This is a genomic window from Arthrobacter sp. zg-Y1110, from assembly GCF_025244865.1.
Lineage (GTDB): Bacteria > Actinomycetota > Actinomycetes > Actinomycetales > Micrococcaceae > Arthrobacter_B.
In genome coordinates, this window is the sequence record NZ_CP104272.1 from 1,345,431 (window position 1) to 1,359,792 (window position 14,362).

Sequence of the window (14,362 nt, forward strand, 5' to 3'; positions counted from 1 at the left end):
ATGTCGTGGCGATTGGAGCGCTCGTGGGAGCGAGAAGCCAGTATGGCGGCCGGGAGGAGCTCGGCCAGAATTTCCTGATCCACCAACCCACCATCCGTTTGGTCCTTGGCCTGGTCCGTTCCTCGGGCGGCGGAAGCATTCTGGAACTCGGCGCGGGCGACGGCGCCCTGACCCGTCCGCTTGCAGCCCTCGGCCGCGACCTGCTGGCCATTGAGTTGGATTCAGGCTGCGTACGGCGACTGCAACGGCGCTTGCCCGGAGTCCGGGTGCTGCAGGCTGATGCCTTGACCGTGCCCTTTGACCGTCCGGTGATTGTGGGCAACATTCCCTTCCACCTGACTACCCCGATCCTGCGCCGCCTGCTGGCAACGGGTACCTGGACCCAAGCGGTGCTGCTGACCCAGTGGGAGGTTGCCCGCAAGCGGGCGGGAGTAGGTGGCGGAACCCTGCTGACGGCCCAGACCTCTCCCTGGTTCGAATTCGACCTTCGCGGCCGGGTGCCGGCAGCCGGGTTCCGCCCCCGGCCCGCCGTCGACGGCGGCGTCCTGCGGGTCCGGCGTCGCCCGGTCGCGCTGCTGGACCCGCAGGACCGGGCAGCCTACGAGCGGTTTGTGCGCGGCATCTACAACGGGCCCGGAGCAGGGCTGGGGGAGATCCTTGGCCGGTATCTTGGGTCGGCACGGAGCGCACGGACCGCATTGTCCGCTGCGGGAGTCCCGGTGCAGGCGCTGCCCAGGGATGTAGCTGCCGCGCAGTGGCAGCGTTTGTGGGGGGCCGCCCGGAACACCCGTGTCCAAGGGTAGGGCACAGTCGCCGCGTGCTTTTCCGCACCCGGAGCGACCTCAATGGGTCCGCCGTCGTCGTCCACCGGCACCGTTTTAGCATCGGCAGCCGTGGCAGTGACGGTACTGGGATATGGACGTCCCGTGGCTTCCTTTACGGGTGTTCTCGATGCGCTTCGCACCAGTTGCGGAGTCTTCGGTTGTCCTGTCCAAACCGCGGTGCCAGTATCCCCGGCATGATCACGAGACGATTCGCAACAGTCGGAGCCGTATCAGTCTGCCTGCTATCGGGCGGGCTGATACTGGCCGGGTCGATAACGGCGTCCGCACAGATAGCCGGAATCAATCCGGTGACCATCGATGCCGCGAATCCCGCCAATTCAGGGTTTCTCGTGGTGGTCGAGGGCGATACGACGCTCAACGCCGACGAGTCGGAGGGATCCATAGCAACCGGAGGAAACCTCGCCTTCAACGCGTCCTACAACGTGGGCGTCGCGGGGCCGCTGCAGACTCCCACTCCGCCCGGCGACCCGGCACCGGTGGCCCTTTGGGTGGGTGGGGGAATTGTCTGGCCGGAGGCTGGATACATAGTCAGTGTGCAGCAGGGAACAACTAAGGTGGCGAACACGGCGACCTATACGGCATACGACACCGATAGCAACGGCGCAGCCGTGAACTACCGGCTGGTTGAACCCGGGCAGCCCTACGAAGCGACGCCCCATATAGCAGGCACACTCCAGCAGACACCCGCTTCGGTAGCTGCCGTCGAGGGCATTATTGACCTCGGAACTGCCTTCGCTTCGTACCGCACCCTGACACAGGAGATGGGTGCCTGCTCGGACACCGTAGTGCTCCGGGATGCGGCGGGCACGCCGATCCAGCGGCCCGTCACGCAGGGCACCACGGCCTATATCACCCTCGATGAAGGCGTGACCAACGTTTTGAACATTAGTGCAGATGAGTTCGCTGACCTCGCCGGAATCACGTTCACGAACCTCCCCTCGGCGCAGACACCGTTACTGGTGAACGTCACAGGCCCGACATTCTTCGGAACCACGCCGAACCTTGCCGGTATCAGCCGGGCCCAGGCGCCGTACATGCTCTGGAACTTCCCCGATGCCACCAGCGTGGTGGCCACGGGAGGAGCTGCCATACAGGGAACCATCTACGCCCCCAACGCAAGCCTCGAGTGGGGGACAACGCAGAACATTGAAGGGAACATCATTGCCGCTTCCTTCACCCACGGCCAACTGGGCCCGCGGATAAGCCCACGGGAAGTCCATAGCGAAGCCTTCGCCACCACTTTGAACTGCGAAGCCGAGCCGACTCCAACCCCAACCCCGACCCCCACCCCGACCCCCACTCCAACCCCCACCCCAACCCCCACCGAAACCCCCACCGAAACCCCGACCCCCACCCCCACCGACACCTCTACGCCGGCTCCCACGCCTCCCGGTCCGGACGCAGGCCCGACGTTCAATCCTCCTGCCGGTGCATTCGGCGGAACCAGCCGCGGCGAGTTGGCCGACACCGGAGCCGACAGCGCGCCACTGCGCTGGCTCGCCGGCGTTCTCCTCGCGGCCGGAACGGTCATTCTGCTTCTATCCCGGCGGCACCGCGCCTAGTATGCCGCCGTGTGCGCGGGGCCGCCGGCATCCGCCGTAAGGGCGGTTCAGGGTGACGGGCCAAGGCTGTCCGCCCCGCACACCCTGTTGATCGGCCCGCCCATGTTGAACGTAGTACCCGTAAACCAGTGCCGCGCAGGCACAGTTACAGGTAGGCTGATACAGCAGGTAAGGCAGAAACAGTCATCGGAACCGGGTCAGCCAGATATTTTGGCTGATCAGTTTTCTTTTTGGGGAGGAAATTGCACATGGCGGGCGAGCAGTACAGCGCCGAACGAGCGGGCGACCGACGGGCGCCCAGCGCGGAAGACACCACATCCATCAGTCTTCCCCCGATGTCCGATGCCACATCGGTTGAGCCCAAGCTGACTCCGGACGAGCGAGCCGCCGTCGCGGCCCTCCCTGCGCGCTCAGCCCTGCTAATTGCCCACAGCGGTCCGAACGCCGGTGCACGCTTCCTGCTGGACCAGGACGTCACTACTGCCGGACGGCACCCCAACGCGGATGTTTTCCTCGATGATGTAACTGTTTCGCGCAAGCATGTTGAGTTCCGCCGCACCCCCGAAGGGTTCCGCGTGGTGGATTCCATGAGCCTGAACGGCACGTACGTCAACCATGACCGGGTCGACAGTGTGCTGCTGCGTACCGGGAGCGAAGTGCAGATCGGTAAGTTCCGACTCACTTTTTACGCTGCCCGCCCCGCAACTGCCGGAAACTAGGCTCAGGCCCCGGCGTAGGGCAGATAAGGTAGTAGACATGTCAGCATCACAGTCCGTCAGGCGCACCACCGGACCGGAACGGCTGCGTGGCAGGGTGCTGAATATCGGCGAGGTCCTGGGCGAGCTAAGCACGGACTTCCCTGCCATCAGTGCGTCCAAGATCCGTTTCCTCGAGGAAAAAGGCCTGGTGACGCCGCAGCGCACGGCTGCCGGTTACCGCAAGTACAGTACGGCCGACGTCGAGCGTCTTCGGTTTGTGCTGGCATTGCAGCGCGACCAGTACCTGCCGCTGAAGGTCATCAAGGATTATCTGGACGCGATCGACCGGGGAGAGCGGCCCGAGTCGCTTCCCGGCGGTATGTCCCTGGCGCCGCGCGTGGTTTCGGACCAGTTGGCCGGAGAGCTTGCTGCCCGTGCCCATGCCCGCACCTTGACCTTCGAGGAACTGGTGAAGGAATCCGGCGCGAGCACGGAATTGGTGCACAGCCTGGTCAGCTACGGACTGATCACCAGCGGTGATGAAAACTATGACGAGCATGCCCTGAAAGTGGCCAAGGCCTGTGTCCAGCTCGAGGCGCACGGCATCGAACCGCGGCACCTGCGTCCCTTCCGGGCGGCAGCGGACCGCGAGATCGGACTGGTTGAGCGTGTGGTTGCCCCGGTAGCCTCCCGCCGGGACGTCGCCTCGAAGGCCCGCGCCGCTGAGACCGCCCGTGAGATCAGCGACCTGTGCCTGAGCCTGCACAGCGCTTTGGTGCATGGGCAAATAGCGCGGATGGAGGGCTGAGATGCAGGAAGTCGAAGTTGTCGGCGTGCGGATTGAACTCCCGTCCAATCAGCCGTTGGTCCTGCTTAAGGAAGTCAACGGTGAACGGCACCTTCCTATCTGGATCGGTGCTCCGGAAGCCAGCGCCATCGCCTTTGTGCAGCAGGGGATCGTGCCGCCGCGGCCGATGACGCATGACCTGCTGGTGAACCTGATCCACGCGTTGAAGCGCGAAGTGACACTCGTCCGGCTGATCTCCGTGGAAGACACCGTGTTCCACGCGGAGATCCTTTTCGAGGACGGCACAGCCGTGAATTCGCGGGCGTCCGACGCGATTGCCGTTGCCCTGCGGATCCCGTGCCCTATTTACTGCGCGGACGAAGTCCTCAATGAGGCCGGTGTCCGGATTGCCGACGCGGACCCCGAGGACGAAGAAGAGCAGGACAACGCGGAGCAGGAGATGCGCCAGTTCCGCGAATTCCTAGCCGACGTCGAGCCTGAAGACTTCGAACGCTGACCGGTTTTCCGTCTCTGCCTCCGACACGCCTGCGGAAAAGTTCCCGGCATCTTTGACCTTGGTGCCAGTCGGTTCTAACGTCGAAGAATAGAGTTCCCATTGCACCGGGGGAGTTCTCGGGGCACACTGAAGAAGCCCTGACAGCTCCGGCCTGTGCCGACCCCCAGGGGAACCGTTACTAGGAGGCACAAGTGAGTCCGAAAGGCGATGCCGGCGAACACGCCGCAGCACCGGGGGGCATCCCTTCCCAGAGCGCCCAGGGCTTGCTGTTCACCGAGGACCTGCCTCTTCTCGACGAAGACGCAGGGTACCGTGGGCCTACCGCCTGCAAGGCTGCAGGGATAACTTACCGCCAGTTGGATTACTGGGCGCGCACCGGGCTCGTGGAACCTGCGGTACGAGGTGCCTCCGGTTCCGGCACGCAGCGCCTCTACGGTTTCCGCGACATCCTGGTCCTGAAAGTCGTCAAGCGGCTGCTGGACACCGGTGTATCGCTCCAGCAGATCCGAACTGCCGTGGAGCACCTGCGGGAACGTGGAGTCGAGGACCTGGCACAGATCACCCTGATGAGCGACGGTGCCAGCGTTTACGAGTGCACCTCCGCCGACGAGGTTATCGACCTGGTCCAGGGCGGCCAGGGTGTCTTCGGCATAGCCGTGGGCCGGGTCTGGCGTGAAGTCGAGGGCAGCCTCGCACAGCTGCCCAGCGAGCACGTCAACGAGCAGGACTTTCCCGGCGACGAACTGAGCCAGCGCCGCATCGCCCGCAAAATCAGTTAGGGCGCACAGCTCAGCTAGGGCAACGCACAATTTAGACAGACCATTAACGTTGAAGGGCATCCCCGCGGGGATGCCCTTCATCGTATGTTCAGCTGCTCTAGCCTGCCCGGACTAGGCCACCGGGCGGCGCATCACGCGGTTGCGCACACTGCCGGAATCCATCAGGTTCTTCATCAAGGCGTCGAAGGTTCCGGCGGCCTGTTTGGCTGATTCGCCCGGCCAGTGATGCACCGAATGGGCGGCACCCTGGATCTGCTGCCAGTTCGCCTGTTCCGCAATGGTGGGAGTCAGCAGCAGGTCGCCGAACATCTGCTTCATTTCGGCCAGCCGGAAAACGTGCTCGTTGGAGCTGGGCCGCACCCGGTTGGCGATGATGCCGGCGGGGGCCAGATTGGGAGCGAATTCCTCCCGGAACAGTTCGAGCGCACGCATGGTCCGCTCGGTGCCGGCCACCGAAAACAGTCCAGGCTCCGCAACCAGCAGCACCCGGTTGCTGGCGGTCCAGGCCATGCGGGTGAGGCCGTTCAGCGACGGCGGGCAGTCGATCAGGACCAAGCCGTATCCGGACACGCGGGACAGCAGGGTGGTCAGGCGTCGAAGATCGCGCTTGCCCAGGTCCGGACGGTCGTAAATACCCGAGTAGGCCGAGCCCATGGCAACATCCAGGACGGGCTTCCGGCCTTCTGAATTCTTCGCAAGGCGCTGGGCGTTCGCTACCCAGCCGCTGGGGATCACGTGGTCCGAAAGCTGAGCCCGACGGGCTGTCCGGAGCATCTCTCCGATTCCCAGCTGGTTGCCTGCGCTAACACCCAAACCGGTGGTGGCATCGGCGTGCGGGTCCAGGTCCACGACGAGCGTAGGAATGCCGGCGGCCAGCGCTGCGGATGCCAGGCCGAGGGTGACGGAGGTCTTGCCGACGCCGCCCTTCAGGCTGCTGATGCTCACTACTTGCACTTGATGAACCAAAACCTAACGTGTCTAGGGATCACTGGACGCTGCTGACTCATTCTATGTGACGCATACCCGTTACCTTGGCAGCGGGCTTTTGCAGGGGTGGCGCTTAGACTGGTGCCACTGTGATGTCGAACACGGCAGCTCCGGAGTCCGCCCGTCGGCGGGACCCCGGTCCGGCTTGAGGCTTTCCTCTCGCGCCGTGGGTAAAATCCGTTAATGGCGGTATCTGTCCGGGTGCCCCACCGCAATTGATCCAGGAGACCCATGTTCTCGAAGATTTTGGTAGCGAACCGGGGCGAGATCGCCATTCGCGCCTTCCGCGCCGCCTATGAGCTCGGCGCCAAGACCGTGGCCGTGTTTCCCCATGAGGACCGGAATTCCATTCACCGCCAGAAGGCCGACGAGGCCTACCTGATCGGGGAAGAGGGACACCCGGTCCGGGCGTATCTGGACGTTGACGAGATTATCCGGGTAGCCAAGGAGTCCGGTTGTGACGCCATCTACCCCGGTTACGGATTCCTTTCCGAAAATGCGCACCTGGCGCGGGCTGCCGCCGACGCCGGCATCACCTTCGTAGGTCCCGCAGCGGACATCCTGGAACTGGCCGGCCACAAGGTCCATGCCCTGAACGCGGCTCGGAAGGCAGGCATCCCGGTTCTGCGCTCCACCGAGCCGAGCGACGACGTCGAGAAGCTGCTCAGCGAGGCGGAGGACATCGGGTTCCCCATCTTCGTCAAGGCAGTGGCCGGCGGCGGCGGCCGCGGCATGCGCCGGGTGGACACCGCGGACAAGCTGCCCGAAGCCCTGCAGGCGGCCATGCGGGAGGCTGAAACAGCCTTCGGCGACGCCACCGTATTCCTGGAGCAGGCTGTCCTGCGTCCCCGGCACATCGAAGTGCAGATCCTGGCCGATGCGGACGGCAACATCGTGCACCTGTTCGAACGGGACTGCTCGCTGCAGCGCCGCCACCAGAAGGTGGTGGAGATAGCGCCGGCGCCCAACCTGGATGAGAACATCCGCCAGGCCTTGTACCGGGACGCGGTGAAGTTCGCCAAGGCCCTGAACTACGTCAACGCGGGAACCGTGGAGTTCCTCGTGGACACCGTCGGTGAACGCGCCGGCCAGCACGTCTTTATTGAAATGAACCCCCGGGTCCAGGTGGAACACACCGTTACGGAGGAAATCACCGACGTCGACATCGTCCAGTCCCAGCTGCGGATCGCCGCCGGTGAGTCGCTGGCCGATCTGGGCCTGCAGCAGGATGAACTGCAGATCCGCGGCGCCGCCCTCCAGTGCCGGATTACCACCGAGGACCCGGCAAACGGGTTCCGGCCCGACGTCGGCCGGATCACCGCGTACCGTTCCGCCGGCGGCGCCGGGGTCCGGCTCGACGGCGGCACCGTCTACGCGGGCGCTGAAATCAGCCCGCACTTCGATTCGATGCTGGTGAAGCTGACCTGCCGGGGACGGACCTATCCCATAGCGGTCAACCGGGCCCGCCGGGCGCTGGCCGAGTTCAGGATCCGCGGCGTCGCCACCAACATTTCCTTCCTGCAGGCGGTCCTGGACGACCCGGACTTCGTCGCCGGCGACGTAGCCACGTCGTTTATCGAGGAACGCCCCGAACTGCTTAACGCCCGCGGCTCGGCGGATCGGGGTACGAAGCTGCTCAACTGGCTCGCCGACGTCACCGTCAATAAGCCCTACGGCGATCCCGTGGCACACATCGACCCGTCGGAGAAGCTGCCCGCCGATCTGCCGGAGGCCGCGCCGGGCTCCCGGCAGCGGCTGCTGGAACTCGGCCCCGAGGGTTTCGCGGCGGACCTGCGGCAGCGGACCGAGCTGGCCGTCACCGACACCACTTTCCGCGACGCCCACCAGTCGCTGCTGGCCACCCGCGTGCGGACCAGGGACCTGACCGCTGCGGCACCGGCGGTAGCGGCCCTGACCCCGGAACTGCTGTCCGTGGAGGCCTGGGGCGGTGCCACGTACGACGTCGCCCTGCGCTTCCTGGGCGAGGACCCGTGGGAGCGGCTCGCCGCTCTGAGGCACCAGCTGCCCAACATCTGCATCCAGATGCTGCTGCGCGGACGGAACACGGTGGGCTACACGCCGTATCCGACCGAAGTCACCGAAGCCTTCGTGGAGGAAGCGGCGGCAACCGGCGTCGACATTTTCCGCATCTTCGACGCGCTGAATGATGTGTCCCAGATGGAGCCTGCCATCCGGGCCGTCCGCAAGACGGGCACCGCCGTCGCCGAAGTAGCCCTCTGCTACACCGGCGACATGCTGAACCCCAAGGAGGACCTCTACACGCTGGACTACTACCTGGACCTGGCGCAGAAAATGGTGGACGCAGGCGCCCACATCCTGGCCATCAAGGACATGGCAGGCCTGCTGCGGCCGGCTGCAGCCGCCAAGCTGGTCGCCGCGCTGCGGGAGCGTTTCGACCTGCCCGTCCACCTGCACACGCATGACACCGCCGGAGGCCAGCTGGCGACCCTGCTGGCCGCTGCCGAGGTGGGGGTGGACGCGGTGGACGTTGCCAGCGCGCCGCTGGCGGGCACCACCAGCCAGCCGTCCATGTCCTCGTTGGTCGCCGCGCTGACCAACACCGAACGGGACACCGGCATCAGCCTGGACGCGGTGGGCGCGCTCGAACCGTATTGGGAGGCCGTGCGGCGTGTCTACGCGCCGTTCGAATCCGGGTTGGCGGGTCCCACGGGTCGCGTGTACCGGCACGAGATTCCGGGCGGCCAGCTTTCCAACCTGCGCCAGCAGGCGATTGCCCTGGGGCTGGGGGAGCGGTTCGAAGCCATCGAGGACATGTACACCGCCGCCGACCGGATCCTGGGCCGCCTGGTGAAGGTCACGCCGTCGTCGAAGGTGGTGGGTGACCTGGCCCTCCAGCTGGTCGGCTCCAACGTCTCCCCGGAGGACTTCGAGGAGAACCCGCAGAACTACGACATTCCGGATTCCGTGATTGGCTTCCTCAGCGGTGAACTCGGCGATCCGCCCGGAGGATGGCCGGAGCCCTTCCGGACCAAGGCGCTGCAGGGCCGTAAGGTCAAGGCCCGCGACGTCGAACTGACCGAGGTGGACAAGGCGGGGCTGCACTCCGATTCCGCCACCCGGCAGGAAACCCTGAACCGGCTGCTCTTTGCCGGCCCGGCAAAGGAATTTGCGACCGTCCGTGAAACCTACGGAGACGTTTCCGTACTGGAGACCCGGGACTACCTGTACGGGCTGCGGCGCGGGGAAGAGCACGTCATCGAACTGGAAAAGGGCGTGCGGCTGATCGCCGCGCTGGATGCGGTGTCCGAGCCGGATGAAAAGGGCATGCGTACGGTCATGACCACCCTGAACGGGCAGATGCGGCCGGTCTCGGTCCGGGACCGCAGCATCGAAAGCACCACGAAATCGGCGGAACGGGCAGATCCGGCCGAAGCCGGCCACGTAGCGGCACCGTTTGCCGGTGCAGTCACGGTCACGGCAAAGGAGGGTGCAGAGGTCGCCGCAGGGGAAACCGTCGCCACCATCGAAGCAATGAAGATGGAGGCCTCCATCACGGCCCCGGTTGCCGGAACCGTGGAACGGGTCGCGATCTCCCGGGTGGAGCAGGTCCAGGGCGGGGACCTGCTGCTGGTCATCGCCCCGAAATAAGCACCGGCTCCACCGGTGCGAAATGAACGTTGGAGCGTGACTGCATAGACTGAAGAGCGTGACTCACTTCGATCTGGCCATCATTGGTTCCGGCTCCGGCAACTCGATCATCACCCCGGACTGGGACGGTAAAAAGGTAGCGATTATTGACGGAGGCACGTTCGGAGGAACGTGCCTCAACGTCGGGTGCATCCCCACGAAGATGTTCGTGTACCCCGCCCAGCTCGCGGCCGCCGCAGTGGACGGTGCGCGGCTGGGCGTGGACACGGTGTCCGCCGGGGTCCGGTGGCGGGACATCCGGGACCGGATCTTCACCCGCATCGACGCGATTTCCGACGGCGGGCGCCGCTACCGGGACGAGGAGCTGGACAACGTCACGCTGTTCAGTGAATACGTCCGCTTCGTCTCGCCGCACGCACTCGTCACGGCGTCGGGGCAGGAGATCACTGCCGACGAAATCGTGGTGGCCGCGGGTTCCCGTCCGGTCCTGCCGGATGTGCCGGGGATGGACCTTCCGCAGGTGCATACCTCGGACACGGTGATGCGTATCGATGAGCTGCCGGCCCGGGTGCTGATCATCGGCGGCGGGTATATCGCCGCGGAGTTCGGCTTCGTCTTCTCCGCCTTCGGGTCAGACGTCACCCTGGCCGTGCGGTCGGGGGCGCTGCTTCGTTCCCTGGACGAAACCGTGTCCGAACGCTTCACCGCGGAAGCCTCCAAGCAATGGGACGTGCAGTTCGAAACCACCGTGGACTCACTGGTGGAGAACGCTGACGGTTCCGTGCACGCCGTCCTCTCCGGTCCCGCCGGAGAGTCGGCCCTGGATGTGGACCTGGTGCTGGTGGCGACCGGCCGAACCCCCAACACCGACCGGCTGGACGTCAGTGCCGCCGGTTTTGACCTCACCTCGGACGGCCGGCTGGCTGTGGACAGCTACGGCCGGGTGCTGGCGTCCGGCGCTCCGGTGCAGGGAATCTGGGCGCTGGGCGACATCAGCAGCCCCTACCAGCTCAAGCACGTGGCCAACCACGAGGCGCGCGTGGTGGCGCACAACCTGGTGCACCCCGGGGACCTTCGCGCCATGGACCACCGCTTCGTGCCGGCTGCCGTCTTCAGCAGCCCGCAGATTGCAAGCGTCGGGATGACCGAGGACCAGGCCATCGCTGATACGGAAGCCCGCGGCGTCGAACTCGCCTTGGCCGTGCAGGAATACGGGTCGACGGCGTACGGCTGGGCAATGGAGGATTCCACCGGGTTCGTGAAACTGCTGGCGGAGAAGGAAAGCGGCCGGCTGCTTGGTGCCCACATTGTGGGACATGAGGCGTCCATGCTGATCCAGCCCCTGGTGCAGGCGATGGAGTTCGGGTTGGACGCCGCCACGATGGCCCGCGGGCAGTACTGGATCCACCCGGCGCTGACAGAGGTGGTCGAAAATGCGCTGCTTTCGCTGAAGACAAAGGAAAAGCCGGGCAGGAACCGCCTCTAGGGGAGTCGGTTCCTGCCCGGCGCGGATAAATCAGACCCGCTGCCCGCTGTAGATATCGTCGATGACGTCCGAGAAGTCCCGGAGCACCTGGGCCCGCTTGATCTTCAGGGACGGTGTCAGGTGTCCGCTGGTCTCGGTGAAGTCGGTCGGGACCACGCGGAACTTCTTGATCGCCTCGGCGGAGGAGACCTTCTTGTTGGCGCGGTCCACCAGGGCCTGGAGTTCCTTCTGCAGCTCATCGGTCTTGGCCACTTCGGTCACCGTCATGGTGGCCGGCAGCTTGTGCCGCCCCAGCCAGCCGGGCAGTGCCTCTTCGTCGATGGTAATGAGGGCCGAAATGAACGGCTTGGCATCCCCGACCACCACGCACTGGGACACAATCGAATCGGCGCGGATGGAATCCTCCAGCTGAGAGGGAACCACGTTCTTGCCGCCGGCCGTGATGATGATTTCCTTCTTTCGGCCGGTGATCTTCAGGAAGCCGTCCGAGTCGAGTTCGCCGATGTCACCGGTGTGGAACCAGCCGTCGGTGAATGTGTCCTCCATCAGTTCCGGGCGGTTGTAGTAGCCCTTCATCACGCTGATGCCCTTGGCCAGGATCTCGCCGTCGTCGGCGATCTTCACGCTGTTCCCGGGAAGGGGCGCGCCCACGGTGCCCAGCTTGACGAGCTGCGGGGTGTTGGTGGTGAGCGGAGCCGTGGTTTCGGTCAAACCGTAGCCTTCCAGCACCAGCAGTCCGATGCCGTGGAAGAAGTGCCCCAGCCGTTCGCCGAGTGGAGCTCCGCCGGAAACCGCGTATTCCACCTTCCCGCCCATGGCCTCGCGGATCTTGCCGTACAGCAGGCGGTCGAAGAGGGCATGCTTCAGGGTCAGGCCCAGCGGCACCTTGCCCTCCTGCTTGGCCTTGGACCAGGCAACTGCCGTGGCGACGCCGGCGTGGAAGATCTTGCCCTTGCCGCCGTCTTCGGCCTTCAGCATGGAGGCGTTGAACACCTTCTCCAGCACGCGCGGAACCACCAGGATGAAGGTGGGCTTGAAGCTCTGCAGGTCGGGAAGGAGGTTCTTGACATCGGGGGTGTGCGCCACGGTGGCACCGGTAGCCACGCTGAGCACGGAAATGAAGCGGGCAAGGACATGCGCCAACGGCAGGAACATGATCGTCTGCGAGCCCTCGGTGGCCACCTCGGGCTCCGCCAGCTCCGAGTTGCGCGAAAGGTTGACGAAGTTGGCGTGCGTGAGTTCGCAGCCCTTCGGTTTGCCTGTGGTTCCGGACGTATAAATGATGGTTGCCAGGTCGGCCATCTGGGCGGTCGAGCGACGTGTCTCGAGATCTTCATCACTGACCGAAGCGCCGTCGGCGCGCAGCGTGTCGAGTCCGCCGCCGTCGATCTGCCACACATTGGCGACCATGGAAAGGTCTTCGTCCGCTGCGGCCGTGCGGACAATGTTCTCGTGCCGGGCGGCTTCAACCACAATGCCGACGGCGCCGGAATCGCTCAGGATCCAGGCAACCTGCGAAGGGGACGAGGTCTCATAGACGGGAACCGACACCGCTCCGGCGAACCAGAGGGCAAAGTCCACCAGGGTCCATTCGTACCTGGTCCGCGACATGATGGCCACGCGGTCGCCTGCCTTGATGCCACTGGCCATGAAGCCCTTGGCCAGCGCCCGGACGTCCTTGGTGAACTCGGTGGCACTGATCCGCTGCCATTCGCCCTGGCCGTTCCGGACGGCAAAGAGAGCGGGGTTGCTTGGCTTGGCTGCCTGATCGAGCAGCATGTTTGTGATGTTCGTCTGCGGCGGGGACTCCGCTAGGACGGGAACGCTGAATTCTCGCACGATAGCTCCTTTGATATCCGATACGCCCGTAGGCACTGTTCAGCCTATAACCTAGATCACATTTTCTTACCCGTCGGTAACCTTGCAGATTCATAACGAACGCGTCGCCGCTCTTGCCGTTTCCCTAGAATAGGTTTCTGATGCGTCCAGTTACCCCAGCACCCGTTCCCCGCCCCCTTTCCACCCCGCTCCAACGCAGGCTTGCTGCCACGGAACCCTTCCGGCCGCGCAGGCCCATGCGGCTGCCGAACCGAATGCGGCGGCGCGGGCTGGCCATCGGGATAGATATCGGCGGGACCAAAGTGGCGGCCGGGCTCGTGGACGGCGACGGACGGGTGCTGAAGCAGGCGCGCCGGTCGACGCCGGGGCAGGATCCCCGGGAAGTCGAAGCGGTAATCGTGGACCTGGTCCGGGAACTCTCGGCCGAGCACCACGTGTGGTCCGTCGGCATCGGTGCGGCCGGGTGGATGGACCTCGCCGGCAGCACCGTGTTGTTCAGCCCGCACCTGGCCTGGCGCAACGAACCCCTCCGCGAGAACCTGGAGAGGCTGCTGCGCAGGCGCGTCTTCCTGGTCAATGACGCCGACGGCGCCGCCTGGGCGGAATACCGGTTCGGAGCCGGTGCGGGGGAGAGCAGGATGGTCTGCGTAACCCTCGGAACCGGAATCGGCGGGGCAATGGTGCTCGACGGCCGCCTTGAGCGCGGCCGGTACGGCGTGGCGGGGGAGTTCGGGCACCAGATCATCATGCCCGGCGGGCACCGCTGCGAATGCGGCAACCGGGGGTGCTGGGAACAGTACGCCTCGGGTAACGCCCTCGGCCGGGAGGCCCGGGAACTGGCCGCAGCCAACTCCCCGGTAGCCCAGGAGCTGCTCCGGGCGGTGAACGGCAATGCGGATCAAGTGACCGGCGCCGTCGTCACCCGCCTGGCCCTCGAAGGCGACCCGGCCTCCATCGAACTCCTTGACGAAGTGGGGCAGTGGCTCGGATTGGGGCTGGCGAACCTGGCCGCTGCCCTGGATCCGGGAATGTTCGTCATCGGCGGCGGGCTGAGCGATGCCGGAGACCTGCTGCTTGTTCCGGCGCGGCGGTCCTTTGCCCGGAACCTTACCGGGCGGGGCTTCCGCCCCGCGGCCAAAATGGAGCGGGCGGCCCTGGGCCCCGCCGCGGGGATGATCGGAGCCGCGGACCTGTCGCGGATCGCCGCACGCCGCTGAGCCGGGGCGTCCCCG

Annotated in this window: 11 protein-coding genes; 9 read left to right on the plus strand and 2 right to left on the minus strand. The window is 65.5% G+C overall.

The genetic code is table 11. The features are described from left to right. The first annotated feature begins 23 nt into the window (after positions 1 to 23). From erm to N2K99_RS06235, 6 genes are all read left to right on the plus strand, one after another. Positions 24 to 803: a 23S ribosomal RNA methyltransferase Erm gene (erm, locus tag N2K99_RS06210; RefSeq protein WP_227933529.1), complete on the plus strand. Its 780-nt coding sequence runs from the start codon at positions 24 to 26 to the stop codon at positions 801 to 803. A 215-nt stretch (positions 804 to 1,018) separates the two neighbouring features. Next, complete coding sequence (locus N2K99_RS06215; RefSeq protein ID WP_227933248.1) at positions 1,019 to 2,407, plus strand: choice-of-anchor A family protein; 1,389 nt, start codon at positions 1,019 to 1,021, stop codon at positions 2,405 to 2,407. A gap of 248 nt (positions 2,408 to 2,655) precedes the next feature. Continuing rightward, complete coding sequence (locus N2K99_RS06220; RefSeq protein WP_227922644.1) at positions 2,656 to 3,126, plus strand: FHA domain-containing protein; 471 nt, start codon at positions 2,656 to 2,658, stop codon at positions 3,124 to 3,126. Between the two features lie 37 nt (positions 3,127 to 3,163). Further along, on the plus strand, positions 3,164 to 3,913 hold the full coding sequence (locus N2K99_RS06225; protein ID WP_227922641.1) for a MerR family transcriptional regulator: 750 nt from the start codon (positions 3,164 to 3,166) through the stop codon (positions 3,911 to 3,913). A 1-nt stretch (position 3,914) separates the two neighbouring features. Further along, positions 3,915 to 4,409 (plus strand): bifunctional nuclease family protein, encoded by a 495-nt coding sequence (locus tag N2K99_RS06230; RefSeq protein WP_227922639.1) that lies wholly within the window; start codon positions 3,915 to 3,917, stop codon positions 4,407 to 4,409. A 191-nt stretch (positions 4,410 to 4,600) separates the two neighbouring features. Then, positions 4,601 to 5,188, plus strand: a complete 588-nt coding sequence (locus N2K99_RS06235) for a MerR family transcriptional regulator (RefSeq protein ID WP_308036365.1) — start codon at positions 4,601 to 4,603, stop codon at positions 5,186 to 5,188. A 111-nt stretch (positions 5,189 to 5,299) separates the two neighbouring features. On the opposite strand, the gene N2K99_RS06240 is transcribed toward N2K99_RS06235, so the two are convergent. After that, positions 5,300 to 6,142 (minus strand): ParA family protein, encoded by an 843-nt coding sequence (locus N2K99_RS06240; RefSeq protein WP_227922637.1) that lies wholly within the window; start codon positions 6,140 to 6,142, stop codon positions 5,300 to 5,302. Positions 6,143 to 6,406: 264 nt separating this feature from the next. Between N2K99_RS06240 and N2K99_RS06245 the strand changes: the two genes are divergently transcribed. Next, positions 6,407 to 9,805 (plus strand): pyruvate carboxylase, encoded by a 3,399-nt coding sequence (locus N2K99_RS06245; protein ID WP_227922634.1) that lies wholly within the window; start codon positions 6,407 to 6,409, stop codon positions 9,803 to 9,805. Positions 9,806 to 9,863: 58 nt separating this feature from the next. Beyond that, positions 9,864 to 11,291: a mycothione reductase gene (locus tag N2K99_RS06250; RefSeq protein ID WP_227933249.1), complete on the plus strand. Its 1,428-nt coding sequence runs from the start codon at positions 9,864 to 9,866 to the stop codon at positions 11,289 to 11,291. A 30-nt stretch (positions 11,292 to 11,321) separates the two neighbouring features. Here the strand turns inward: N2K99_RS06250 and N2K99_RS06255 are convergent, their stop codons facing one another. After that, positions 11,322 to 13,130 (minus strand): long-chain fatty acid--CoA ligase, encoded by a 1,809-nt coding sequence (locus tag N2K99_RS06255; RefSeq protein ID WP_227922631.1) that lies wholly within the window; start codon positions 13,128 to 13,130, stop codon positions 11,322 to 11,324. Positions 13,131 to 13,366: 236 nt separating this feature from the next. Here N2K99_RS06255 and N2K99_RS06260 point away from each other — a divergent pair, with 236 nt between their 5' ends. Continuing rightward, positions 13,367 to 14,347: an ROK family glucokinase gene (locus N2K99_RS06260; protein WP_227922630.1), complete on the plus strand. Its 981-nt coding sequence runs from the start codon at positions 13,367 to 13,369 to the stop codon at positions 14,345 to 14,347. Positions 14,348 to 14,362 lie beyond the last annotated feature (15 nt).

Excerpts from the sequence above, each read along its gene's own strand:
- N2K99_RS06215 (WP_227933248.1), top strand. The coding sequence starts at position 1,019 with ATGATCACGAGACGATTCGCAACAGTCGGAGCCGTATCAGTCTGCCTG.
- N2K99_RS06220 (WP_227922644.1), top strand. The coding sequence starts at position 2,656 with ATGGCGGGCGAGCAGTACAGCGCCGAACGAGCGGGCGACCGACGGGCG.
- N2K99_RS06225 (WP_227922641.1), top strand. The coding sequence starts at position 3,164 with ATGTCAGCATCACAGTCCGTCAGGCGCACCACCGGACCGGAACGGCTG.
- N2K99_RS06230 (WP_227922639.1), top strand. The coding sequence starts at position 3,915 with ATGCAGGAAGTCGAAGTTGTCGGCGTGCGGATTGAACTCCCGTCCAAT.
- N2K99_RS06245 (WP_227922634.1), top strand. The coding sequence starts at position 6,407 with ATGTTCTCGAAGATTTTGGTAGCGAACCGGGGCGAGATCGCCATTCGC.
- N2K99_RS06260 (WP_227922630.1), top strand. The coding sequence starts at position 13,367 with ATGCGGCTGCCGAACCGAATGCGGCGGCGCGGGCTGGCCATCGGGATA.